This window comes from Paenibacillus sp. ATY16, assembly GCF_003399985.2.
GTDB classification, from domain to species: Bacteria; Bacillota; Bacilli; order Paenibacillales; family Paenibacillaceae; genus Pristimantibacillus; species Pristimantibacillus glycanilyticus.
Genome location: NZ_NMOK02000009.1, coordinates 18,888 through 41,701, shown reverse-complemented (window position 1 = coordinate 41,701; position 22,814 = coordinate 18,888). Strand labels below are relative to the sequence as shown.

The following is a 22,814-nucleotide window of genomic DNA, read 5'->3' as shown; positions in this document are numbered from 1 at the left end:
AACGGAACATCTAGCCTGTCGAAGGGCTGTTCGGAACATGGCCTTTTTGGTTGCGGTTCCGGTCCGTTGACCCCGCCACATTATTTTCAGCTTCTAGCGAGTTGAACTGCAGTGCATGCATTTTACCTTGGAAAGAGCGTCGTTTATTATGCGACATGTTTGTTATTCCTCCCTGCGATAGAATGGCGCCTACAACCTGTGGCGACATTAGATTGCCCGCAGGCCGCTTCGAATATCGCGCGAAAAATCTTCTCTTTACACCATGACATGGATAGCCTATATTGATCCTGACAGCATTTTTGTAAACGTCTTCATAAGGAAGGGCATGATTGACGTTCGGCAATGAAGGAAAGAGAAGGAGAGGTAGCAAATGGAGAACAGCAATAAATTCGCTTGGACCTGGAAAATCAAAAAAGAAATGCTTGAGGAATACGTAGCCATGCATCTGGCCCCTTGGCCTGAAATTATGGAAGAGCATTCGCGCGCAGGGATCCGGAATTATTCGATCTTTCAAAACGGCAACCAGTTTTTCTACTGCTTCGAATGCGATGATGTAGAGAAGGCGTTCGGCATAATCGCCGAGAGCGAGCCGTGCAACCGCTGGAACGCCATCACGTCGCAAATGGTGGAGGGTTCATTCGATTTCCGCGAAGCCGAGCCGATTCGTCCGTTAAGAGAAGTCTTTTACCTGAAATAAGCCGTAATAACAAGTTGAATTTATCCAGGGCTGCCTGACGCGAATTGGCGTTAAGCAGTCCTTTTTTGTTAACTGGAAGAGAGCGGCTTTGCAGAAAGTCGAAAATCGTCGTATTATAGAGACTAGGTGTCATTTTTATCGAGTTTTGAGAGGAGCATTTATACCATGAGCGAGTTAAGTCAATACGGTATTCAATTAACAGCACAAATCATACATGCTAAGCAATTCGAGAAAAAGATGAGAGGCTACAGCCAAGAGCAGGTGGATGAGTTCCTCGACGAGATTATCAAGGACTACAGCCGCATGCAGGAGCTGATCGTGAAGTTTGAAGCTGACCTGGCGAACATACATATGGAACTGATGAAGGACAAGGAAGCCTTCGATTACTTCATGATCAAACGCCGTCTGGAAGACCTGGAGCAGCGCGTATTCGGGGAAAAGAGAGAAACGCTTCGCCCGCGCGTATTCTAATCGTTGCATGTTAAAAAGCCGCTTGGCTCTATGTCGGATAGAGCGGAAGCGGCTTTTCGTTTTTAGCAGAAAAATTTATTTGTTTCCTCGGCGTACCTTTAATTGCTTGCCTTTTATCGTCGTATTTTTCATCAGCTCAAGAACGAGCGAACCTTTGCCGTTAAGAATCTCGACATCGGTCACATGGTCGAGAATCGTTATGATCCCGATATCGTCAGCCGTTACCCCTTCAAGCTTCGCAATGGTCCCGACGAAGTCTACCGCCCTGAATTTCTTTTTCTTCCCGCCATTGAAGTTAAGCTTCATGATTTGCTTGTTTAATTGCTCGCGGCGGTCCTTTTTCAGCTCAACCCCAACGTTAATTTTGCGCTGGAAATCTTCGAGGCGTCGGTTAACCTCTTCTTCAGAAGGAGCCGGCACTCTCGGAATCGCGAAGCCAATGTAATCTTCAATCTCCGCCAGCCGTCTGCCGTCGTTAGGGGCGAGGAAGGTAATCGCTTTTCCGTTTTTGCCGGCGCGTCCGGTACGTCCCGTACGGTGTACGTAGCTTTCTTTCTCTAACGGGATATCGTAGTTAATGACATGGGTGATGTTCGTAATGTCGATCCCCCTTGCCGCAACATCCGTAGCAATCAGATAGCGGAATTGGCCTCTTCTGAACGCATTCATCACTTCGAAGCGTTCTTCCTGCTCCAGACCGCCGTGGATGCGATCGCATGGATAGTCGAGCTCGGCCATCGACCGGAACAGCTTGTCGACATTCTCCTGGGTCCGGCAGAAAATAATGCAGCTGTCCGGATTCTCCGCAACTAGAACGTTCTGCAGCAAGGCCAGCTTGTCCGCTTCCTTCACTTCAATAAGGGAATGTTCAATGGTTGCGGTTGTTAGTCCGCTTGCCTGAATCTCAATTTGCGCGGGATTGTCCATATATCGTCGAGACAGCTTTGCAACATCCTCGGGGAAGGTGGCGGAAAACAGCATCGTTACCCGATCGCCGGGCAAGGCTTGAATAATCGATTGGACTTGTTCGATAAATCCCATATTCAGCATTTCGTCGGCTTCGTCAATGACCAGATAAGCGAGCTTGTCGAGCGCAAGCGTACCTCGGTCAATATGGTCGAGCACGCGTCCCGGCGTTCCGACTGCCATATGCGTCCTTTGCTTCAGCTCGGCCTTTTGAATATGAAAAGGAGATTTCCCGTATAGGGCCGTTGCTTTGATTCGTTTAAACCGGCCGATATTGGTAATGTCCTCCGTGACTTGAACCGCAAGCTCGCGGGTTGGCGTCAAGATTAAAGCTTGCGGCTTATTCTCGTTCCATTCCACAAGCTCGCAGAGGGGTATTCCGTAAGCGGCTGTTTTTCCGCTGCCGGTTTGCGATTTGACGACCAGATCCCTTTTCTCAAGCGCAATGGGGATCACTTTCGCTTGCACCTCCGTAGGGGTGTCAAAGCCCAAGCTGCTCAGAGCTGTCGTAATTTCCTTGCTTAATCCTTTAAATACCGTCATCTTAAACCTCTTCTGCATGATATTCGCCGTACTAGGCCGTACATATTAGCTTATACTTGTTCATTATACCCGGAATCGCGATTGATAGTGTTATAATCGTTAGAAGAATGAAAGGATGATAGCGATGAGCGTAATTAGACTTGAGAACGTAACGAAAAAATATGAAGACGCTATGATCTTTCGCGATATTTATTTTCGCCTGAGTCAAGGGGAACGCGTTGGACTGATTGGCCGTAATGGCGCGGGAAAGTCTACGGTATTCAGGCTCATTATGGGCAAGGAAGAGCCTACGTCCGGGAAGGTCGAGATCGATCCGCAAGCGAAGATCGGCTACTTCTCGCAGTTCTCGGAACTTAGCGGCAGCTTATCCGTGCAGCAGGAGCTGGAGATGTGCTTTGAGCAAGTGGCTCTCATCGAACGAGAGCTTCAGGAAGTTGCGGAGAAGCTGGGATCGGTGACGGATGACGGCGAGATGGACAAGCTGCTGTCGAGGCAAGCGGAATTGTTCGAGCAGATGGAGCATCTGGACGGCTGGAATGTGTCCGTCGAGATTAACACCGTGCTTACGAAGCTGGGATTCAACGATCATTCGCGTCATCAGCCGGTCGGCGAGTTGTCCGGAGGCTGGAGAAACCGCGCGGCACTAGCCAAGATGCTCATCCAAACGCCGGATGTTGTCCTGCTCGACGAGCCTACGAACTATTTGGATATGGAAGGGATTGCTTGGCTGGAGCAGTGGCTGTTCCGGTTCAAGGGGGCCATGATTCTGGTGTCCCATGACAGGGAATTCATCGATAAAGTCGTTACGAGAACGATCGAGATCGAGAACTATCATTTTCAGGAATACGACGGCAATTACACCGATTACGTCCGCAAGAAGAAGATGCGCAAGAAGGAGCTGGACCGCCAGTTCGAATGGGAAGAGGAGCTTCTCCTGATGGAAGCTGAAGCCATAGACAGCCGAAGCATCAAAAAGACGTCGAAAGACCGTCTTTCCCGTAAACTAGCGGATAACAAGAAACGGATTGAGCCTCATCCCGTTAATGTGCTGATTACCGATATTTACGAGAAGCTGCGTTTTCCGGACAAATTATGCGAAGTGAAGCAAATCAGCCAAACGTATGACGGCAGACGGATTTTCGAGAATATCAGCTTTGATATTCAAAAGGAAGACCGTCTTGTGATCGTTGGCCCTAACGGGAGCGGAAAATCCACTCTCATAAAAGTGTTGACGGGGCAGGAGAAGCCGGAGTCCGGCGAAGTCGTCTGGGAGAGAGGGGTAAGCTACGCTTATTTCAACCGGATGTGGGAGGAGCTTGATCCGAAGGACACGGTCAGCCACGCGGTGAATACGTATGGGCTTGGCCTGGATGCGCCGCGGAAAAAGGTCAATAAGTTCCTCTCCATGCTGCAATTCTCGGAAGCGGATTTAAGCAAATTTATCGGTAACCTGTCGGGCGGGCAGAAAGCCCGGGTTGCGCTTGCCAAATGCCTGCTATCCGGTGCCGCCGTTATTATTTTGGACGAACCGACGAATCATCTTGATTTAACGAGTATTCAAGTGATGGAGCAGGCGCTGATTCATTTCCCGGGAGCGGTTATCACTGTCAGTCATGATCGATTCTTTATCGATAAAGTCGGAACAAAAATGCTGACCTTCGATCCGGATACCGGGGTAAGCGAACAGAGCTTGTAGAGAAACGCAAAGGCAGGACAAAGCGCGTATGTGCTTATGTCCTGCTTTTTTTATTACGGAAAAAGTGCAAAGGTTTAAACAAATAGCAAAATATATTTTGTTTTTACTCGAAAAAGGCATAGACATGCGAACATTCGTACCCTTAGAATAGGGATGTATTGTGATTTCCATGATTCTCCAATTCAGGGAGGGGTCAACTCAAATGCAGGACATGATTCACATTCATGAGGGCTGGACCAATGCCAGTCCGGAGGAAGTCGGTTTCGATAGAGAGCATCTCCGGCGTCTCGACGATCATTATGCTTCCATTATCGGAAACGGTACGATTCAAGCCGCAAGCTACATCATCGCAAGGAAGGGAAAGGTATTCGCACAACGCTCGCTAGGGAGTTTGCGCCATGAAGACGGCAGCGCGGATCTTCTTCCCGATTCCATTCGGAAAATCTATTCGATCACGAAAGTGTTTACGGCAGTTGCTATCCATCAGCTGATAGATCGCGGGAAAATCTTTCTGACGGAATCCGTCTGCCGGATCCTGCCCGAATTCGACAACGATAAGCACCGCGACATTACGATTTTCCAGCTGCTCACCCATACCTCCGGTCTTCAGGGAGATCCCGGTTTTTACCTGGAGCCTTACGGACTTCCGTGGTACGAATGGATGGCGCACGAAGCGAAGAAAGCTTATCCGCATATCAATTGGTTGCAGGTTGTCATCTCTGGACCCATGCAGCGCATGCCGGGAAAGGAATGGATCTATTGCTCAAGCGGATATGCCATACTTGGCGAGATTATTGCCAAGGTATCCGGCAAGTCCTACGAACAGTACATACACGATGAGATTCTGAGTCCGCTCGGCTTAACGAACACCTTCTTCAAGGTACCCGAGGATCAACGGGACGCGGTCTGCTGCACGAATGATTGGGAGAAAAGAGAAATCTACGATCCGCGCGAGCGGACGGCGGACATGCCAAACGTGGCGGGCAACGGTCTTTATTCGACGCTTGAGGACTTGTGGAAATTCGGGCAGATGATGCTGGACGGCGGAACCGGCAACGGCAGCCGCGTATTGTCCAAACGTTCCGTCGAGCTGCAAACGGTGAATCATCTGCATGGCTTAACGAGCAGAGGCTGGGGCAATCTTCACGCGGATTTCAAATACGGGTTAGGCTGGTCGGTGGATCATTTTGACTTGGCCAGCAAAGGAACCTTCTCGCATGAAGGCTACGGCCATTGCGGCTTGTATGTGGATCCTGTCGAGGAATTGGTATTTGCGTTCCTGGTTCCTAGCCAAAAAGGCTTCACGAATGAATCGGTGCTTACCCCGCGGGCTATCGTCTGGTCGGGATTGGAATAATAAACAACCTTTTATAATGGAGGGATGCCCATGTCAACATCGGGTGTAAATACGGCAATACAACCGCAGGAGACCGGATTCGATCCGGATGCGCGGCTTCGGCTGGAGGAGCATTTCAAGTCGCTTATCGAACGGAAACAAATTCAAAGCGCGTCTTATCTTCTTTCCGCAAATGGCAAGGTTTTTGCAAAAGCCGCCTTTGGACAGCTCAAGTACACGGATCCCGATTCGGTCTATAAGGACGATACGATCCGCAAAATCGCGTCGGTAACCAAGCTGTTCACTGCGACGGCGATCTTCCAGCTGGTCGAGCAGGGCAAGCTGTTTCTCCGGCAGTCGGTCTCGGAATGGATCGGGGAATTCAAAAACGCCACGTACGAAAAGATTCAAATCTGGCATCTGCTGACCCATACTTCGGGCCTTCAGGCGGATCCCGGCTACTTCCAGGAGCCTTATCCGAGAGGATGGTGGGATATGCTCTTCGCCTTCGAGCCTGAGACGGAAGGACCGGATGCCGTCACGGATCCGGAAGAGCTGGAAAAGCAGCGCCGCAGCACATGGATTCGTTCTCTCTTGTCCGGTCAGCCTTTATCGGCGCCAGGGGTAGAATGGAGCTATTCGTCAGCCGGATTTAATGTCCTGGGCGAGATTGTATCCCGAGTAAGCGGAATTCCGTTTGAGCAGTACGTGATGGAGAAGATCGTAAAGCCGCTTGGCATGAACCGCACGTTCTTCGATATTCCGGAGGAACTGCATGACGAGGTGTGCTGGATTAACGAGCATGAGAAGAATCGGGATACGAAGAAGCATGACCGCAGATATAGTCCCCAAAGAGCCGGAGGCGGCATGAATTCCACCTTGGATGACTTGTACCGCTTTGGCCAGATGCTGCTTAACAACGGTACGCTTGACGGTGTCAAAATCTTATCACGCAAGTCGGTAGAGAAGATGACCACGAATGTGCTGAACAGCGGAATTGAAGGCTTTTGCTGGGGTGGGCGAATCAAGAACTTTACTTACGGGCTTGGAGCTAGCCTGACCGGGCATGACGACTGGCTGCCCGTGGGCTCTTTCGGCCATGAAGGGGCGGGACGCTGCAAGCTGCTTGTTGATCCGCAGCATCAATCGGTAGTCGTATTTTTTGTGCCTTCCAATCTGGACTGGTGTCCGGAGTCGATTAACGGTACGCAAAATATTATCGGCTCCGGCTGGCTGTGAAGCGGCTGACCGCCGTCATTTCCGCGATCGGCTTCGCTACCTACAAGGAGTGGGCAGCGTTCCGGTCTCATATGGCGGCTTCGCTGCTTGTTGGGCCCGTCATGTTCTTGGTTCAAGTGTTTATCTGGAAGGCCGTATACCAAGGGCATGACACGTTAAACGGTCTGACCTATCAACAGATGCTTACCTATTATGGCGTAGCCAGCCTTATCCATTACATCTCGTTTGATTTCGCGGACTGGAACCTGCAGATGCTGGTGCGTAGCGGGAAGTTTGTCACCTTTGCCCTAAGGCCGCTGCCGCATTGGCTGTTCGCGCTTGCCCAGAAGATCGGACACCGCTCGCTCGCGCTTTGGGTTGAAGTGCTGCCTGTTCTTCTTCTGTTTATCTTTGTCTTTGGCGTAAATCTGCAGCCCGCGGCTCCGGGCTGGGCTGTCTTGTCCATTACCTTCAGCTTCCTGATGAACTTTATGGTCAATTATTGCGTTGGATTAACCGCCTTCTGGCTGATCCGGGCAGAAGGAATCCGGCGGGTGTTCCTGCTCCTGAAGGATATTTGCGCAGGGGTGTTTATCCCCCTGTCCTTCTTCCCGGATGCAATGCAAAAAGTATTGTTTTTCCTTCCTTTTCAGTTCATTACCTATTTGCCGACTAGAGTGTACGGAGGAGAATATGAGCTTGCCGGCATTCATCTGTCGCTTGCACAGGCGGTAGGCCTGCAAGCCGTTGCCGTTACGGTTACTGCGCTCACCATGACCCTTCTATACAACGCTGCCATGCGCAGATTTACGGGGGTGGGTGTATGAGAGAGACCTTATTCGGTGCGGTTCTGCGAACCAAATTTGCGGAGCAAATGGCGTATCGCAGCCATTTCTTTATTAGCGTTGTTATGCTCGTTATCGGGGATCTGGTCGTTCCGCTCGTTACTTTGCTTGTGTACAAATCCGGCGCTTCTTTTCCCGGTTGGACGATGCACGAGGCGCTGCTTATTCAAGCGGTGTTTGCGTTGTCCAAGGGAATCGCTTTTCCGTTCTTCTTCGGCATGGTAGGGACGACGCTAGGCCATGTCCGCGAAGGAACGTTTGACCTGCTGCTGCTCCGGCCTAGACCCGTTATGCTGATGGCGATGATCACGGGCTTCGATCCGGATGATTTCGGCAGATTGTTCAGCGGTACCGTTCTGTTCGTTTACGCCTTAAAAGGGATGGAGCTGCCCGGCGGTTGGGCGTGGCTGCAGTTCGGGCTGCTGTTCCTGGCGTCAGTCACGATGTTATGCGCGGTATCCCTGCTCTTGTCCGGCATGTTGTTCCGCTGGGTCGGAAGCAGCCGGGTCTTTGATATTTTTGACGCGTTTACAAGCTTTGGCATGTATCCGGGAACCATCTTCTCGAAATCGCTGCAAAACGTATTAACGTATGTTCTTCCCGTAGGTCTGATCGCTTTTGTTCCTGCTGAAGCGCTGCTTGGCCGAACCAGCTGGGGAGGATTATGGGCGCTGCTGCCGGCTGCCGGTTTCCTGCTGCTCGGGATGTTGTATTGGAACCGGATGCTGAAAGGTTATACAAGTGCCGGCGGTTAGAGGCGTAGACGAAGGGGAGAAGGGTTAGCATGATCGAAGTGAGAAATCTGACGAAGACGTATACGACCCATGAACGCGGCCATACGCTACGCGAAGTGACGCGTAATTTGATCAAACGGCCGATGAAGGAAATCAAAGCCGTTCATGAGTTGTCTTTTACCGTCCCGCAAGGGGAAATGCTGGCGTTTCTTGGCCCTAACGGCGCGGGGAAGTCAACGACGCTAAAGATTCTGACGGGTGTCCTTCACCCCACAACGGGCGAAGTTAAGGCGCTGGGGCTTGTTCCGTGGAAGCAGAGAAGACAGTATGTCGGCCGCATTGGCGCCGTCTTTGGGCAGAAGTCGCAGTTGCTCTGGGATATTCCTCCCGTCGATGCCTTTTATATGAACAAAGCGATATACGGCGTTCCGGAGCGTCAGTATCAATCAACTTTGAATGAGCTAACAGAACTGCTTGGCGTTGGCGACATCATCCGAAAGCCTACCCGCCAGCTGTCGTTAGGCGAACGGATGAAATGCGAGTTTATCATGGCGATGCTGCACCGTCCGGAAATCGTGTTTCTCGACGAGCCCACGATTGGACTGGATATGATTGCGAAGGAGAATATCCGCCATTTCATCCGAAGCATGAACGGACAGGGAGTCACCTTTATACTAACGACGCATGACCTGGAGGATGTCGAGCTGCTTGCGGAGCGGGTGATCGTCATCAATCACGGCGAGATTGTGGTGGATGATTCGCTTGCCATGTTAAGAAGCAGGTTGGGAGACAAGAAGTCGGTTCGTCTGACGACGGAAACCGTTGTTCCGGATAACCGTATCCAGGGTATTACGGTTACGGAGCGGAAAGGGCCTCTAGAGCTTGCGCTGGAGATTGATACGAGCGTATTGCCTTTGAAACGTTTTATCCGGGAGTTTAACGAGGTTTATGGCATTGTGGATATGGCGATTGACGCCATTCCGATCGAATCGATTATGAAAGAGCTGTATATGGCGGAAGCGGCCGAAGAGTCGGCTGCGGCTAAGTCATAAGCAGGAAGGACTGCCTTTGCCGGCAGTCCTTTTTTTGAGTTATTTGCAGGTATTGTTGCTGCTGTTCTTCTTCGGAACCGATCCGGAATTGTCGGCAAGCTTATCGCCGAATTGGTCAAGGCGCGAAGGGCTTGCAGCCGGTCCGTCATTGTCGGGCTTGTTGTTGCGTCCTGTCATGTTTTTCACCTCCAACCTTTCTAGATTGAGCGGGCTTTGGTTAATTCATGCATTGTATAATGAAGGAAATAAAAAGCTAAGAAAAATGGAAATCTGCCGTTGACTTTGACGTTGCGTCAAAGTGTAGAGTAAGGTTGTCGGGAGGTGAGCAGATATGGAATATACCGTACAGAAGCTGGGACAGCTCGCGGGCGTAAGCACGAGAACCTTGCGGTATTACGATGAACTTGGACTGTTAAAGCCGGCAAGAGTCCGTTCATCCGGATACCGGATTTACGGGCAGGCGGAGGTGGATCTGCTGCAGCAGATTTTATTTTACCGCGAGCTTGGCTTGGGGCTTGAGCAAATCAGGCAAATCATTCAAGATCCCGCTTTTGATAAGAGGGCCGCGCTGAAGGAGCACCGCGAGCAGCTTCTCGACAGAAGGCGGCAGCTGGATGTCCTTATCCGGAATGTCGAGCAATCCATTGAGCATGCGGAAGGGAGAATAAACATGTCCGACAAACAAAAATTCGAAGGCTTCAAACAGAAGCTGATTGATGAGAACGAGAACAAATACGGCAAGGAAATCCGGGAGAAATACGGCGACGATGCCGTTAATGCGTCCAACGCGAAGCTGAGCCATATGACGCAGGAGCAGTACGATGAAGTAACGAAGCTTGGGGAAGAGATCAAATCAGCCTTGGCGGAAGCCATCAAAACCGGTGATCCCGCGGGCGAGCTGGCGCAGAAAACGGCAGAGCTGCACAAACGTTGGCTGATGTTTTATTGGAAGGAGTATTCGAAGGAGGCACATGCCGGATTGTCCCAAATGTATGTGGATGACGAAAGGTTCACTGTCTACTACGATGCCGGCCAGCCCGGAGCAGCCGCTTTCTTGAGGGATGCCATTCATATTTATACGGGCGTGAAGCAGCCGTAGCGTCGAACACTCGTACTCTGTCCCACCGCAGCCTTATAGGCAACGGTCAAAACGTCGAATACTCACTTTGTCCACCGCAGCCTTATAGGCTGCGGTTTTTTATTGCGTGCGGCATGTTAGCGTTAGGCTCCTTCATATATTGATATTGGCTCGGAATCCGTCGAATAGGTTGTCCTTTTGCGGAAAGGGGGAGGGGGAGATGCGGTTTCAGCTGGACGAGGAATACGAGCTGACGCGTGCGGCTGTAAGGGATTTTGCGGAAAGCGAGCTTGCCCCGGGGGCGGTTGAGAGAGATGAGCTTGAGCGATTTGACCGCAGCTTGTTCGACAATATGGCGACGATGGGCTTAACGGGGATTCCGATTGCCGAGAAGTGGGGCGGAGCGGGCAGCGATCTACTCGTCTACTCGATTGTCCTGGAGGAGCTTGCCCGCGTATGTGCTTCAACCTCGGTTATGCTGGGGGTGCATACGACAGCGGCATGGGTGCTCGCCAAGCATGGAAGCGATAGCTTGCTCGAGACAAATTTAATGGCATTAACTACAGGGAGAAAGCTTGGAACCATTGCTTATTCCCATCCGACGTTAAGAGGAAAAAGGATGGGTCAAGACATCTATAAGCTTGACGGATCTCTTCCGTCCGTCGAACTGGCTGGCGTAGCGGATCATTACGTAGGGTTAATCAAGCATCGGGCCGGAGGATTCTCGCTCGGCATGATCTCGGGTGACAGTCCCGGTCTCACCTGCGCGCCTTCGGAAAGCAAGCTTGGTTTGCGGGCGATGCCAAGAGCAGAACTGCGGTTTCAATCGGTAAATTTTTCTTTATTTAACGTGATTAAAGAAAATTCGGAATCAGGCACGGGACATATATTTAATGGCATTAACGTCATTCGGGATATTGGTGCGGCTGCTCAAGCTACGGGAATTGCCCAGGGAGCATTGGATGCCGCGTTAGCCTACGCGAAGGAACGGACGCAATTCGGCAAAGCGATCGGACGCCAGCAAGGCATAGCGTTTAAGCTGGCGGATATGGCGGCGAATGTAGAGGCGTCAAGGTGGCTTGTCTACGATGCGGCCTGGTCCACGGACAGAGGATTGTCAAGCAGCGCGAAAGCGGCTATGGCAAAGCTTTACGCGATCAAACACGCCGTAGCGACGGCTATTGAGGCCGTACAGATTTTTGGCGGATACGGCTATATGCGCGAATACCCCGTTGAACGTTATTTGCGGGATGCCAAAAGTCTGGAAGCATCTTCGGAGCATTCGAATTCGGCTATTTTAAGCCTGGAGGCGGAATAGGGGGAGCTGACGGATGTCTAATCGTCAGTCGGTCATCGTAGCAGGAGCAAGAACAGCGTTTGGCAAATATGGAGGCCAGTTTAAAACCGTGCCGGCCGTTCAGCTGGGAGCTGCCGCGATTACGGGAGCCATGCAAAGATCAGGCATTTCGCCCGGTCAGGTGGATGGCGTCATTATGGGCATGGTGCTTCAGGCGGGAGCCGGCCAGATTCCGTCCAGGCAAGCCGCGAGGCTGGCGGGTCTAAGCTGGGAAGTGCCGTCGGAGACGATAAACAAGGTTTGCGCATCAGGCATGAGGGCTATCACGATGGCCGATCAGATGGTCCGTTCCGGCGATGCCGAGATCGTTGTGGCAGGCGGAATGGAGAGCATGAGCCGCACTCCTTACGCCGTTCCGACGGCGAGATGGGGCGCTAGAATGGGCAATGCGGCGCTTGTGGATCTGATGAATCATGACGGCTTGTTTTGCGCGTTCCACCAGGTGCCGATGGGCTCGCTTGGCAACCGGGTGGCAGACGAGTTCAATGTCGGGCGTAAAGAGCAGGACGATTGGGCGCTCCGCAGTCACATCCGCGCGGTAGCTGCACAGCAGAGCGGGCGCTTTGCCGAGGAGATCGTTCCCGTAATCTTGGATGACGGTACGGAGCTTAGCGTCGACGAGTGTCCGCGTCCGGATACGGATGCGGCAAAGCTGGCCAAATTAAAGCCCGCCTTCGATCGGACCGGGACGATTACGGCCGGCAATGCTCCAGGAGTGAATGATGGCGCCGCCGCGGTGACGGTCATGTCTTCGGAGGAAGCCGCCCGTCTTGGCGCTAAGCCCCTTGCAACCATACTCGGGCATGCTTCGGCAGGCGCGGAAGCGGCGTATCTGGCAACCGTCCCGGCGCTTGCGATCCGCAAACTTCTGAAGATGACGGGAGTTCCGCTGGAGAAGATTGACCTATTCGAAGTGAACGAAGCTTTCGCTTCGGTTGTGCTGATCAGCGAACAGATGATAGGCTGGGATCCCGAAAAAGTAAACGTCAACGGCGGAGCCATCGCGCTTGGGCATCCGATTGGAGCAAGCGGCGCCCGCATTGTTTTGACGCTGATTCATGAGCTTAAGCGGCGGGGCGGCGGACTAGGCATCGCCGCGATTTGCAGCGGCGGAGCGCAAGGCGACGCGGTTCTGCTTCAGGTTGATGCGTGAACGGATGGTTGAACGAGAACCGAGGTGAAGGGGATGGACCAGGTACAGGAGATCCGCCAGGTAACCGTGCTGGGTGCCGGGCAGATGGGAAGCGGCATTGCCCAGACTTTGGCGCAGTACGGATACGAGACCGCGCTTTACGATATTACCGAAGCCGCGGTTGAGCACGGGATGTACGCGATTGGGAGCTCGCTTGACCGATTTGTCAAGAAGGGAAAGCTGGCGAAGGAGCAGCAGGAAGCCGCCATGCGGAAGCTGACACCGGTTATTACATTGGAAGCCTGCCGGGTATCCGACTTTGTTATTGAGGCTATCCCCGAACAGCTGGAGCTTAAGCGGAGGCTGTTCAAGGAATTGGACCGGATCTGTCCGCCGCATGCCATTCTGGCGACAAACACTTCTTCGCTTTCTATAACAGCTATCGCCGGAGTGACAAAGCGCCCCTCGCAGGTGATTGGCATGCATTTTATGAATCCGGTTCCGGTTATGACGCTTGTGGAAGTCATTCGGGGTCTGGCTACTTCGGCCGATACGCTGAGAACGACGGTTGCCCTTGCCGAATCGCTTGGGAAAACGGCCGTTCGCGTTGAGGATTATCCGGGCTTTGTCTCGAACCGGATTCTCATGCCCATGATTAACGAGGCGGTGTATGCCGTCTATGAAGGCGTGGCTTCGCCCGAAGCGGTGGACCAGATTATGAAGCTAGGCATGAATCATCCGATGGGCCCGCTTACTCTCGCGGATTTCATCGGGCTGGATACTTGCTTGTACATTATGGAGACGCTGCATGAAGGACTAGGCGATTCGAAATACCGGCCGTGCCCGCTGCTGCGCAACTATGTATCGGCCGGCTGGTTAGGGAAGAAAACCGGGAAGGGCTTTTACAGCTACGAATAGAATCGCACCCGAAAGGAGCGATTGTCCATGGAACTCCGGTTTACGAAGGAGCAGCAAGCCATTAGGGAGGCTATAAGACGGTTCGCCAATGAGGAAATAGCGTCAGCCGTGCCACGGATGGAATCCGAGGAGCGCTTTCCTGCGGAAATCATCCGAAAGATGGCGGAGCGGGAGTGGATGGGAATCCCGATACCCAAGCAGTGGGGCGGGGCGGGATTGGATTTTATTTCCTATATAATCGCGATTAACGAAGTGTCGAGGGTTAACGCGGCTGTTGGCGTTATTTTATCCGTGCACACCTCCGTATGCACGCTTCCCATTCTGAATTACGGAACGGAGGAGCAGCGCCGGCATTTCGTCGGAAAGCTGGCTTCCGGCGAATGGATCGGTGCCTTTGCGTTAACGGAACCGCATGCCGGTTCGGATGCTGCCGCTATACGGACAGCAGCCGAGCTGAAAGGCGATTATTATGAGCTAAACGGCTCCAAGCTGTTTATTACCAATGCAGGAGCGGCCGGGGTATATGTCGTGTTTGCCGTTACGGACGGGACGAAGCGTGCCGGCGGCATTTCCGCATTTATTGTGCCGGGAGGCACGAAGGGGCTTCATATCGGCAAGCCCGAGCGGAAAATGGGTCTTCACGGCTCGAATACCTGCGAGCTTCATCTCGAACAGCTGCGTATTCCCGAGGAATACCGGCTGGGACGGGAAGGCGAAGGCTTCGCGATTGCAAAAGGCTCGCTTGACGGCGGGCGGATCGGCATTGCCGCGCAAGCGCTAGGAATAGCCGAAGCCTCGATTGAGCTTCTGCGTGAGCGTTTTGGCTCGTCAAAGGGCGCTCCATATACGTCCCGTGACACCGAGCTGGCGGAGCTTCTGGCAAGAACGGCGGCCGCCAGGCTGCTTGTTTACCGTGCCGCTTCGTTTCGGCAGGAGGGAAGGCCATGCACGAAGGAAGCGTCAATGGCCAAGATGTTTGCTTCCGATACCGCGGTTGCGGTGTCCGGAGCTGCAGTCCGGCTGTTGGGCGAAGAGGGGGTATCCAAGGAGCATCCCGCCGAACGGCTGTTCAGAGACGCGAAAGTAACGCAAATCTACGAAGGTACCAATGAAATCCATCGCCTTGTAATCAGCGGAAGAATGATGAAATGAAGGTGACTTTTATGAGAAGTAGCCCCGGACTTAAGCTTCGGGACGCGATCCAGGAGGAGCAGCCCCTTCAGGTGGCGGGGGCGATTAACGCGTATGCCGCCATGATGGCGGAGCAGGTTGGCTTCCGCGCGCTCTATTTATCCGGTGCGGGAGTCGCCAATGCTTCCTTTGGCTTCCCTGACCTGGGAATTACCACGCTTCAGGATGTGCTGGAGGATATCCGCCGGATCACGAACGTAACCGAACTGCCGCTGCTAGTCGATATCGATACGGGCTTTGGCGGTGCCTTTCAGATCGCCAGAACGATTAAGGAAATGCAGAGAGCCGGCGTTGCGGCTGTCCATATCGAGGATCAGGTGGCGGAGAAAAGATGCGGGCACCGCCCGAATAAAGCAATGGTGCGAACCGATGAGATGGTCGACCGGATCAAAGCCGCGGTAGACGCAAAGACCGACAGCAGCTTTGTCATTATGGCCAGAACGGATGCCTTGGCTTCGGAAGGGCTTGAGGCCGCGGTTGAACGCGCCAGCCGGTATGTCGAAGCGGGGGCGGATATGCTTTTTCCCGAAGCGGTCGGCAGTCTGGACGAATATAAAAGGTTTGCCGATGCCGTGCAGGTACCTATTCTGGCGAATATAACGGAGTTCGGGAAAACGCCGCTGTTCACCGTAGAGCAACTCCGGGATGCGGGAGTCAGCCTTGCCCTGTACCCTTTATCGGCGTTTCGGGCCATGAACGCGGCGGCGCTGCGCGTGTACCGCACGATCCGCGAAGAGGGCTCGCAGCAGGAGGTGGTAGATCTGATGCAGACGCGGGCGGAGCTGTACGATTTTCTTCACTATTATGATTACGAACATAAACTTGATGCGTTGTTTGGAATGGAGCAGAAGGAGCTGAAGGAGGAGAAGGGAGAGGGGTAAATGCCGGAACCAAAGCAAGGCGGCCTTGCGGCTGTTATTGCCGGCCAGACTCGAATCTCGACGGTCGGCAAGGAAGGGAAGGGATTATCGTACCGCGGTTATTCCATCTACGATTTGGCCCGATTCGCAGCCTTTGAGGAGACTGCCTATTTACTCTTGTACGGATGGCTTCCGGATGCTTTGCAGCTTGACCAATTCCGCAAGCAGCTTGCTGCCAGCCGGGTGCTGCCGCCGGCCTTAACCGGCATACTCGAGCTGCTGCCGGGCAGCACCCATCCGATGGATGTGCTCCGGACCGGCTATTCCGCGCTTGCTTCGTTCGAGCCGGAGGAGGAAGGGCGTTCCGCCTTGGATATCGCAGTCCGGTTGATTGGCTGCACGTCATCGATTCTGCTGTATTGGTATCATTACCACAATAGCGGCAAGCGAATTGATACCGAAGGCAGCGGCGGCGACACGGCTTCCCATTTTCTGGGGCTGCTGCATCAGAGAGAGCCGGAGGAGCAGCATGCCAAAGCGCTGGATGTTTCCCTTACGCTTTATGCGGAGCATGAATTCAATGCCTCTACGTTTGCGGCAAGGGTTACGGCTTCCACGTTATCCGATTATTATTCGGCGATCACGACCGGAGTGGGCACGCTGCGCGGACCGCTGCACGGCGGCGCCAACGAAGCGGCGATGGCACTCATCGAACAATACGACAATCCGGATGACGCGGAGGCGGGTATTCTGGAGGCTCTCCGGCAAAAGCAGCTGATCATGGGATTTGGCCACCGCGTTTACTCGGTCTCTGACCCTCGTTCCGATGTGATTAAGGAATGGGCGCTTGCCCTGTCCGAACAGGCAGGAGACAGGAAGCTGTACGAGATTTCCGAGAGAATCGAACAGGTCATGCGCCGAGAAAAAAGGCTGTTTCCCAATCTGGATTTCTACAGCGCTTCGGCCTATTTCCACTTGGGAATTCCCACTCCGTTATTTACTCCCGTCTTTGTGTTGTCCCGCCTCACGGGTTGGTCGGCGCATGTCATGGAGCAGCGGGCAGGGAACCGGATAATCCGTCCAAGCGCCGATTATATCGGGCCTGAGCCGCAAGAGTGGCTGCCGCTCGATCAGCGCTAATGAAAGATTGACCGTCAGGGAGGTGCACAACTTAAATGTCCGTAACCTTTAGTGCGAATCGACCGGATCCCGATCCACTGCTGGTCGATATTGCGGATTATATTCTTCATAAAGAGCTGGCCAGCGAGGAAGCTTACAACACGGCTAGGTTATGCCTGATGGATACGCTTGGCTGCGGACTCTTGGCGCTCCGTTATCCGGAATGCGCCAAGCTTCTTAGTCCTCTTGTGCCGGGAACCGTTGTGCCAAACGGCGCGCGGGTCCCGGGCACTTCAACTGCGACGGACCCGGTTACGGCCGCTTTCCAGATCGGCTGCATGATCCGTTGGCTTGACTACAACGACACCTGGCTGGCCGCCGAATGGGGCCATCCCTCCGATAATCTTGGCGGGATTCTGGCTGCCGCCGATTATATCAGCCGCAAGAATAGAGCCGAGGGCAAAGCCCCGCTCGCCATGCGCGAGGTGCTGACGGCGATGATCAAAGCGCATGAAATTCAGGGAATCCTTGCGCTGGAGAACAGCTTTAACCGGGTAGGGCTCGACCATGTGCTGCTTGTCAAAATCGCCTCGACGGCCGTAGTGGCGCAGCTTCTTGGAGGCAGCAAGGACGAAATCGTCAATGCCGTCTCGCATGCCTGGCTTGACGGGCATGCTCTTCGGACGTACCGCCACGCGCCGAATACGGGCTCGAGAAAATCATGGGCTGCGGGAGACGCGACAAGCCGCGCCGTATGGCTTGCCATGATGGCGCTTCGCGGCGAGATGGGCTATCCATCCGTGCTGAGCGCCCCGGGCTGGGGATTCCAGGATGTCCTGTTTAAAGGGAAGCCTCTCGTTCAGGCGAGGCCGTTTGATTCGTACGTCATGGAGCATATCTTGTTCAAAATCTCGTTTCCGGCGGAATTTCACGGACAGACGGCCGTTGAAGCGGCCATTCGGCTGCATCCGCTCGTGAAAGACCGGATTGATGATATTGCCGCGATCGAGCTTACTACCCATGAGTCGGCGATCCGCATTATCGACAAGCGGGGACCGCTCCATAATCCGGCGGACCGCGATCACTGCCTGCAATATATGGTTGCGATTGGCCTGCTGCACGGCGGACTTACGGCGGATCATTATGAGGATGCGGCGGCTTCCGACCCCCGGATCGATAAGCTGCGGGATAAAATGCGGACGAATGAGGATCCGAGGTATTCAAAAGAGTACTTGGATGCCGACAAACGCTCGATCGCTAATGCCATTCAAGTGTTTTTCGGGGACGGTTCTTCAACCGGTAAAGTGGAGGTGGAGTATCCGATTGGCCACCGGAGAAGGAGAGAGGAAGGCATTCCTTTATTGGTGAGCAAGTTCGAGGAGAATCTGCGGACGCGTTTCCCGGCGAAGCAAGCAGGTCAAATCGCCGCTCTTTGCCTGGATCAGGAGGCATTGGAGCGCAAAGAAGTGGATCATTTTGTCGATTTATTCGTCATTTGACGGCGCGGCCTTTCAAAAGGCCGCTTTTTTCATCTTTTCTTGACATCCTTCATTGAGTTATGAGCCCTCTAACGCTTATAATATAACGAGGAAAAAAGATTAAAAAGAAAAGGTGCATTCATGAGTATATTAAACGTTGAAAGATTAAGCCATGGATTTGGCGACCGCGCGATTTTTAATGACGTATCGTTCCGTCTGCTCAAAGGGGAGCATATCGGTCTGATCGGCGCAAACGGCGAAGGCAAATCCACGTTCATGAACATTATTACCGGCAAGCTTCAGCCGGATGACGGCAAAGTTGAATGGTCGAAGAAGGTTCGCGTCGGTTACCTCGACCAGCATGCGGTACTGAGCAAAGGAATGACCATGCGCGACGTGCTTAAGAGCGCATTCCAATATTTGTTTGACATGGAACAAGAGATGAACGACATGTACGGCCGCATGGGCGAAGTATCGCCGGAAGAGCTCGAGAAGCTTCTGGAGGATGTCGGCACGATTCAGGATACGCTGACAAGCCAGGATTTCTACCTGATCGATGCGAAGATCGACGAAACGGCGCGCGGCCTTGGCCTCACCGACATCGGTCTCGATAAAGACGTGCATGATTTGAGCGGCGGTCAACGCACGAAGGTTCTGCTCGCGAAGCTTCTTCTCGAGAAGCCGGATATCCTGCTCCTCGACGAGCCTACCAACTATTTGGACGAGCAGCATATCGAGTGGCTGAAGCGTTACCTGCAGGAGTACGAGAACGCGTTTATTCTGATCTCCCATGATATTCCGTTCCTGAACAGCGTTATCAATCTGATCTATCATATGGAGAATCAGGAACTGAACCGTTACGTCGGCGACTACGATCATTTCCTGGAAGTTCACGAAATGAAAAAACAGCAGCTGGAGTCGGCGTTCAAGCGCCAGCAGCAGGAAATTGCCGAGCTGAAGGACTTCGTTGCCCGGAACAAAGCATCCGTCGCAACCCGGAACATGGCGATGTCGAGACAGAAGAAGCTGGACAAGATGGATGTTATCGAGCTGGCGAAGGAAAAGCCGAAGCCGCAGTTTAACTTTATCGATGCTCGGGCTTCAAGCAAGCTGATCTTCGAAACGAACAACCTGGTAATCGGTTATGATTCGCCGTTGTCGAGACCGCTGACCCTCCGTATGGAGCGCGGCCAGAAGATCGCTCTTGTCGGAGCGAACGGTATCGGCAAAACAACGCTGCTCCGCAGTATCCTGGGCGAAATCCCTGCGCTGGAAGGCTCCGTTCAGCTTGGCGATATCCTGAGCATCGGTTACTTCCAGCAGGAAATAAAAGAAGCAAACAACAATACTTGCATCGATGAGATTTGGAACGAATTCCCGTCGCTTAACCAGTTCGAGGTTCGCGCGGCGCTTGCGAAATGCGGCCTGACCACGAAGCATATCGAGAGCAAGATCGCGGTGCTCAGCGGCGGCGAGAAGGCGAAGGTACGCCTCTGCAAGCTGATCAATCGCGAGACGAACTTGCTTGTGCTTGACGAGCCTACGAACCACTTGGACGTAGACGCGAAGGAAGAGCTGGCCCGCGCACTCAAAGCGTACAAAGGCAGCATTATCCTGATCTCCCACGAACCTGAATTTTATCAGCAGGTCGTTACGGAAACGTGGAACTGCGAGTCCTGGACAACGAAAGTATTCTAAACGTTTGGTGCATAATAGATAAAACTGATCCTGCCTGATAGCTTGTTGTCGGGCAGGATTTTTTTGTGCGGAAGCGACTAACGCTCGACATACCCCCTATAGGTATTTTTAATAATTGACATATATACGGGTGGGGGGTATACTGAAGCCACTCAAACTTAATAAGAAATGGATGTGTTGCGTATGGCTCCCGTGGAATCAAACGATCATGACCAGACTACATTTGATATAACCGGAATGACTTGTGCCGCATGTGCGAACCGCATAGAGAAAGGGCTGAACAAACTTCCCGGCGTTGCTTCCGCAACGGTAAACTTCGCGATGGAAACAGCCCGCGTTCAGTATGCGCCGAGTGAAGTTTCCGCCCAGGATATAGAGCGCAAGGTCGAGCAGCTAGGTTATGCTGCCGCTCAGCGCGTGGAAAGTGCCGTTGTAAAGAAGAATTCCGAAAGACAAGGACAAATCGGAAAGCTCGTGATCTCTGCCTTATTATCGCTCCCGCTTATTTGGAGCATGGTCGGACATTTCTCGTTTACTTCCTGGTTGTATGTACCGGAGCTGTTTATGAACCCGTGGTTCCAGCTTATTCTGGCAACGCCCGTACAGTTCTACATTGGCCGTTCCTTCTATGTCAGCGCGTATAAAGCTCTCCGCAACGGCGGCGCTAATATGGATGTGCTTATCGCGCTTGGAACGTCGGCCGCTTATTTTTACAGCCTTTATGCAACATTCAAATGGGAAGCGGAAGGCTCCTCGATGCATCATGCGCCGGAGCTGTATTTCGAGACCAGCGCGATTCTGATCACCTTGGTATTGCTTGGTAAACTGTTCGAAACTTTAGCCAAAGGGCGCACCTCGGAAGCGATTAAATCGCTTATGGGCCTGAGAGCGAAGACGGCTACAGTCGTAAGAGACGGTCAAGAAATGATTATTCCCGTTGAACAAGTGATCAAAGGGGATGTCGTCATGGTTCGGCCGGGCGAGAAGATTCCGGTTGACGGTCTGGTGCTCGAAGGCGCTTCGGCTGTTGATGAAGCCATGCTGACGGGTGAGAGCCTGCCGGTAGAGAAAAGCGCAGGCGATACTGTTATCGGAGCAACCATTAACGGTAACGGCGTATTGAAAGTCCAAGCAACAAAGGTAGGAGCGGACACGGCTCTTGCCCAGATTATCCGGGTAGTGGAGGAAGCGCAGGGCTCCAAAGCGCAGATTCAACGGGTTGCAGACGTTATTTCCGGTATTTTCGTACCGATCGTAACGGGAATAGCGGTTGTTGCATTCCTGGTGTGGTTGATCTTTATCAAGCCGGGAGATTTAACCTCGGCACTTGAGACCGCAATTGCGATCCTGGTTATTGCCTGTCCTTGCGCGCTTGGTCTTGCGACTCCTACCTCGATTATGGCGGGTTCCGGCCGCGCGGCGGAGTTAGGCATTTTGTTCAAAGGCGGCGAGCATCTTGAACAGACCCACAAGGTGGATGCGATTATTCTCGATAAAACAGGAACGGTAACAAACGGCAAGCCGACGTTAACGGATATCCTTGTTGCGGATGACAAGGATGAAGCGGGATTTTTGCGACTGGTTGGAGGAGCGGAGCAGCTCTCCGAGCACCCGCTCGCCGTGGCGATAGCTGACGGTATACAGGAGAGGGGTATATCTTTTGCTTCCGCCGAGTCGTTTGAAGCTTTGCCAGGCTTTGGAATCCGGGCCGTCGTGGAAGGCAAATCGGTATTAATCGGAACCCGCAGGCTGCTCGAGGAAAACGGTGTTCATGCGGAGGACGTTTATCCGGTCATGAACAGACTCGAGGAAGCGGGCAAGACCGCAATGCTGGTTGCCATTAATGAGAAATACGCCGGAATAATCGCGGCTGCGGATACGATTAAGGAGAGCTCTGTATCCGCGGTCGGGCGGCTCAAAGAGCTTGGAATCAAGGTCATTATGGTTACCGGGGACAATGAACGCACCGCGTTAGCGATCGCCGCGCAAGCCGGAATCGATCATGTGCTGGCTGAAGTTCTGCCGGAAGGCAAAGCGGAGGAAGTGAAAAAGCTTCAGCGGCAAGGCCATATCGTTGCCATGGTTGGCGACGGCATTAACGACGCTCCTGCGCTGGCGACAGCCAATATCGGCATGGCGATCGGCACGGGGACCGATGTGGCGATGGAAGCCGCGGATGTCACGCTGATGCGCGGCGATCTCGAAAGCATTCCGGATGCGATCTACATCAGCCGGATGACGATGCGGAATATTGAACAGAATCTGTTCTGGGCGCTTGGCTACAACACGCTAGGCATTCCGATTGCGGCAATCGGCCTGCTTGCGCCTTGGGTAGCCGGAGCAGCAATGGCTTTAAGCTCGGTATCCGTCGTCCTGAATGCGCTAAGACTACAAAAGCTCCAAGTAAGACGTTAAGGAACTTGCC

21 protein-coding genes are annotated in these 22,814 nt (G+C 53.1%); 18 read left to right on the top strand and 3 right to left on the bottom strand.

Annotation, left to right across the window (positions count from 1 at the left end; all coding sequences use genetic code 11):
- Positions 1 to 10 precede the first annotated feature (10 nt).
- Positions 11 to 157 (bottom strand): hypothetical protein, encoded by a 147-nt coding sequence (locus CFI03_RS06590; protein ID WP_165930719.1) that lies wholly within the window; start codon positions 155 to 157, stop codon positions 11 to 13.
- Between the two features lie 213 nt (positions 158 to 370).
- Here CFI03_RS06590 and CFI03_RS06585 point away from each other — a divergent pair, with 213 nt between their 5' ends.
- Both CFI03_RS06585 and CFI03_RS06580 read left to right on the top strand, forming a co-directional pair.
- Positions 371 to 697 (top strand): L-rhamnose mutarotase, encoded by a 327-nt coding sequence (locus CFI03_RS06585; protein ID WP_248756870.1) that lies wholly within the window; start codon positions 371 to 373, stop codon positions 695 to 697.
- 165 nt (positions 698 to 862) lie between these two features.
- Entirely contained in the window at positions 863 to 1,168 is a 306-nt protein-coding gene (locus tag CFI03_RS06580) for a DivIVA domain-containing protein (RefSeq protein ID WP_127496688.1), read from the top strand.
- Positions 1,169 to 1,243: 75 nt separating this feature from the next.
- Here CFI03_RS06580 and CFI03_RS06575 read toward each other — a convergent pair whose 3' ends face one another.
- Complete coding sequence (locus tag CFI03_RS06575) at positions 1,244 to 2,677, bottom strand: DEAD/DEAH box helicase (protein ID WP_248756869.1); 1,434 nt, start codon at positions 2,675 to 2,677, stop codon at positions 1,244 to 1,246.
- A 124-nt stretch (positions 2,678 to 2,801) separates the two neighbouring features.
- Between CFI03_RS06575 and CFI03_RS06570 the strand changes: the two genes are divergently transcribed.
- The 6 genes from CFI03_RS06570 (at position 2,802) to CFI03_RS06545 (ending at position 9,558) form a co-directional block, all read left to right on the top strand.
- Complete coding sequence (locus tag CFI03_RS06570) at positions 2,802 to 4,373, top strand: ABC-F family ATP-binding cassette domain-containing protein (RefSeq protein WP_248756868.1); 1,572 nt, start codon at positions 2,802 to 2,804, stop codon at positions 4,371 to 4,373.
- 202 nt (positions 4,374 to 4,575) lie between these two features.
- Positions 4,576 to 5,730: a serine hydrolase domain-containing protein gene (locus tag CFI03_RS06565; protein ID WP_248756867.1), complete on the top strand. Its 1,155-nt coding sequence runs from the start codon at positions 4,576 to 4,578 to the stop codon at positions 5,728 to 5,730.
- A 30-nt stretch (positions 5,731 to 5,760) separates the two neighbouring features.
- Positions 5,761 to 6,948, top strand: a complete 1,188-nt coding sequence (locus CFI03_RS06560; protein WP_248756866.1) for a serine hydrolase domain-containing protein — start codon at positions 5,761 to 5,763, stop codon at positions 6,946 to 6,948.
- A complete protein-coding gene (locus CFI03_RS06555) occupies positions 6,945 to 7,754 on the top strand; it encodes an ABC transporter permease (RefSeq protein ID WP_248756865.1) in 810 nt (269 codons plus the stop codon). Before CFI03_RS06560 ends, CFI03_RS06555 begins: the two co-directional genes overlap by 4 nt.
- Positions 7,751 to 8,527, top strand: coding sequence for an ABC transporter permease (locus CFI03_RS06550; protein ID WP_248756864.1), 777 nt, complete (start codon positions 7,751 to 7,753; stop codon positions 8,525 to 8,527). The genes CFI03_RS06555 and CFI03_RS06550 overlap by 4 nt, the downstream gene beginning before the upstream one ends.
- Before the next feature lie 29 nt (positions 8,528 to 8,556).
- On the top strand, positions 8,557 to 9,558 hold the full coding sequence (locus CFI03_RS06545) for an ABC transporter ATP-binding protein (RefSeq protein ID WP_248756863.1): 1,002 nt from the start codon (positions 8,557 to 8,559) through the stop codon (positions 9,556 to 9,558).
- Between the two features lie 39 nt (positions 9,559 to 9,597).
- Here CFI03_RS06545 and CFI03_RS06540 read toward each other — a convergent pair whose 3' ends face one another.
- Positions 9,598 to 9,735, bottom strand: coding sequence for a hypothetical protein (locus tag CFI03_RS06540; protein WP_015844360.1), 138 nt, complete (start codon positions 9,733 to 9,735; stop codon positions 9,598 to 9,600).
- Positions 9,736 to 9,889: 154 nt separating this feature from the next.
- Between CFI03_RS06540 and CFI03_RS06535 the strand changes: the two genes are divergently transcribed.
- From CFI03_RS06535 to CFI03_RS06490, 10 genes are all read left to right on the top strand, one after another.
- A complete protein-coding gene (locus tag CFI03_RS06535) occupies positions 9,890 to 10,657 on the top strand; it encodes a MerR family transcriptional regulator (protein ID WP_248756862.1) in 768 nt (255 codons plus the stop codon).
- A 199-nt stretch (positions 10,658 to 10,856) separates the two neighbouring features.
- Positions 10,857 to 11,954 (top strand): acyl-CoA dehydrogenase family protein, encoded by a 1,098-nt coding sequence (locus CFI03_RS06530; protein ID WP_248756861.1) that lies wholly within the window; start codon positions 10,857 to 10,859, stop codon positions 11,952 to 11,954.
- Between the two features lie 13 nt (positions 11,955 to 11,967).
- Positions 11,968 to 13,146: an acetyl-CoA C-acetyltransferase gene (locus tag CFI03_RS06525; RefSeq protein WP_248756860.1), complete on the top strand. Its 1,179-nt coding sequence runs from the start codon at positions 11,968 to 11,970 to the stop codon at positions 13,144 to 13,146.
- Between the two features lie 33 nt (positions 13,147 to 13,179).
- Positions 13,180 to 14,043, top strand: a complete 864-nt coding sequence (locus CFI03_RS06520) for a 3-hydroxyacyl-CoA dehydrogenase family protein (RefSeq protein ID WP_248756859.1) — start codon at positions 13,180 to 13,182, stop codon at positions 14,041 to 14,043.
- A 27-nt stretch (positions 14,044 to 14,070) separates the two neighbouring features.
- Entirely contained in the window at positions 14,071 to 15,195 is a 1,125-nt protein-coding gene (locus tag CFI03_RS06515) for an acyl-CoA dehydrogenase family protein (RefSeq protein WP_248756858.1), read from the top strand.
- 11 nt (positions 15,196 to 15,206) lie between these two features.
- Positions 15,207 to 16,115, top strand: a complete 909-nt coding sequence (gene prpB / locus CFI03_RS06510; protein WP_248756857.1) for a methylisocitrate lyase — start codon at positions 15,207 to 15,209, stop codon at positions 16,113 to 16,115.
- Positions 16,116 to 17,234, top strand: coding sequence for a citrate synthase/methylcitrate synthase (locus tag CFI03_RS06505; RefSeq protein ID WP_248756856.1), 1,119 nt, complete (start codon positions 16,116 to 16,118; stop codon positions 17,232 to 17,234).
- Positions 17,235 to 17,269: 35 nt separating this feature from the next.
- Entirely contained in the window at positions 17,270 to 18,712 is a 1,443-nt protein-coding gene (locus CFI03_RS06500; protein WP_248756855.1) for a bifunctional 2-methylcitrate dehydratase/aconitate hydratase, read from the top strand.
- 120 nt (positions 18,713 to 18,832) lie between these two features.
- Positions 18,833 to 20,389: an ABC-F family ATP-binding cassette domain-containing protein gene (locus tag CFI03_RS06495; RefSeq protein ID WP_127496704.1), complete on the top strand. Its 1,557-nt coding sequence runs from the start codon at positions 18,833 to 18,835 to the stop codon at positions 20,387 to 20,389.
- A gap of 183 nt (positions 20,390 to 20,572) precedes the next feature.
- On the top strand, positions 20,573 to 22,804 hold the full coding sequence (locus tag CFI03_RS06490) for a heavy metal translocating P-type ATPase (protein WP_248756854.1): 2,232 nt from the start codon (positions 20,573 to 20,575) through the stop codon (positions 22,802 to 22,804).
- The last annotated feature ends 10 nt before the right edge of the window (positions 22,805 to 22,814 follow it).

Coding starts and splice junctions, on each gene's coding strand:
- CFI03_RS06590 (WP_165930719.1), bottom strand. CDS start 157: ATGTCGCATAATAAACGACGCTCTTTCCAAGGTAAAATGCATGCACTG.
- CFI03_RS06585 (WP_248756870.1), top strand. CDS start 371: ATGGAGAACAGCAATAAATTCGCTTGGACCTGGAAAATCAAAAAAGAA.
- CFI03_RS06580 (WP_127496688.1), top strand. CDS start 863: ATGAGCGAGTTAAGTCAATACGGTATTCAATTAACAGCACAAATCATA.
- CFI03_RS06575 (WP_248756869.1), bottom strand. CDS start 2,677: ATGACGGTATTTAAAGGATTAAGCAAGGAAATTACGACAGCTCTGAGC.
- CFI03_RS06570 (WP_248756868.1), top strand. CDS start 2,802: ATGAGCGTAATTAGACTTGAGAACGTAACGAAAAAATATGAAGACGCT.
- CFI03_RS06565 (WP_248756867.1), top strand. CDS start 4,576: ATGCAGGACATGATTCACATTCATGAGGGCTGGACCAATGCCAGTCCG.
- CFI03_RS06560 (WP_248756866.1), top strand. CDS start 5,761: ATGTCAACATCGGGTGTAAATACGGCAATACAACCGCAGGAGACCGGA.
- CFI03_RS06550 (WP_248756864.1), top strand. CDS start 7,751: ATGAGAGAGACCTTATTCGGTGCGGTTCTGCGAACCAAATTTGCGGAG.
- CFI03_RS06545 (WP_248756863.1), top strand. CDS start 8,557: ATGATCGAAGTGAGAAATCTGACGAAGACGTATACGACCCATGAACGC.
- CFI03_RS06540 (WP_015844360.1), bottom strand. CDS start 9,735: ATGACAGGACGCAACAACAAGCCCGACAATGACGGACCGGCTGCAAGC.
- CFI03_RS06535 (WP_248756862.1), top strand. CDS start 9,890: ATGGAATATACCGTACAGAAGCTGGGACAGCTCGCGGGCGTAAGCACG.
- CFI03_RS06530 (WP_248756861.1), top strand. CDS start 10,857: ATGCGGTTTCAGCTGGACGAGGAATACGAGCTGACGCGTGCGGCTGTA.
- CFI03_RS06525 (WP_248756860.1), top strand. CDS start 11,968: ATGTCTAATCGTCAGTCGGTCATCGTAGCAGGAGCAAGAACAGCGTTT.
- CFI03_RS06520 (WP_248756859.1), top strand. CDS start 13,180: ATGGACCAGGTACAGGAGATCCGCCAGGTAACCGTGCTGGGTGCCGGG.
- CFI03_RS06515 (WP_248756858.1), top strand. CDS start 14,071: ATGGAACTCCGGTTTACGAAGGAGCAGCAAGCCATTAGGGAGGCTATA.
- prpB (WP_248756857.1), top strand. CDS start 15,207: ATGAGAAGTAGCCCCGGACTTAAGCTTCGGGACGCGATCCAGGAGGAG.
- CFI03_RS06505 (WP_248756856.1), top strand. CDS start 16,116: ATGCCGGAACCAAAGCAAGGCGGCCTTGCGGCTGTTATTGCCGGCCAG.
- CFI03_RS06500 (WP_248756855.1), top strand. CDS start 17,270: ATGTCCGTAACCTTTAGTGCGAATCGACCGGATCCCGATCCACTGCTG.
- CFI03_RS06495 (WP_127496704.1), top strand. CDS start 18,833: ATGAGTATATTAAACGTTGAAAGATTAAGCCATGGATTTGGCGACCGC.
- CFI03_RS06490 (WP_248756854.1), top strand. CDS start 20,573: ATGGCTCCCGTGGAATCAAACGATCATGACCAGACTACATTTGATATA.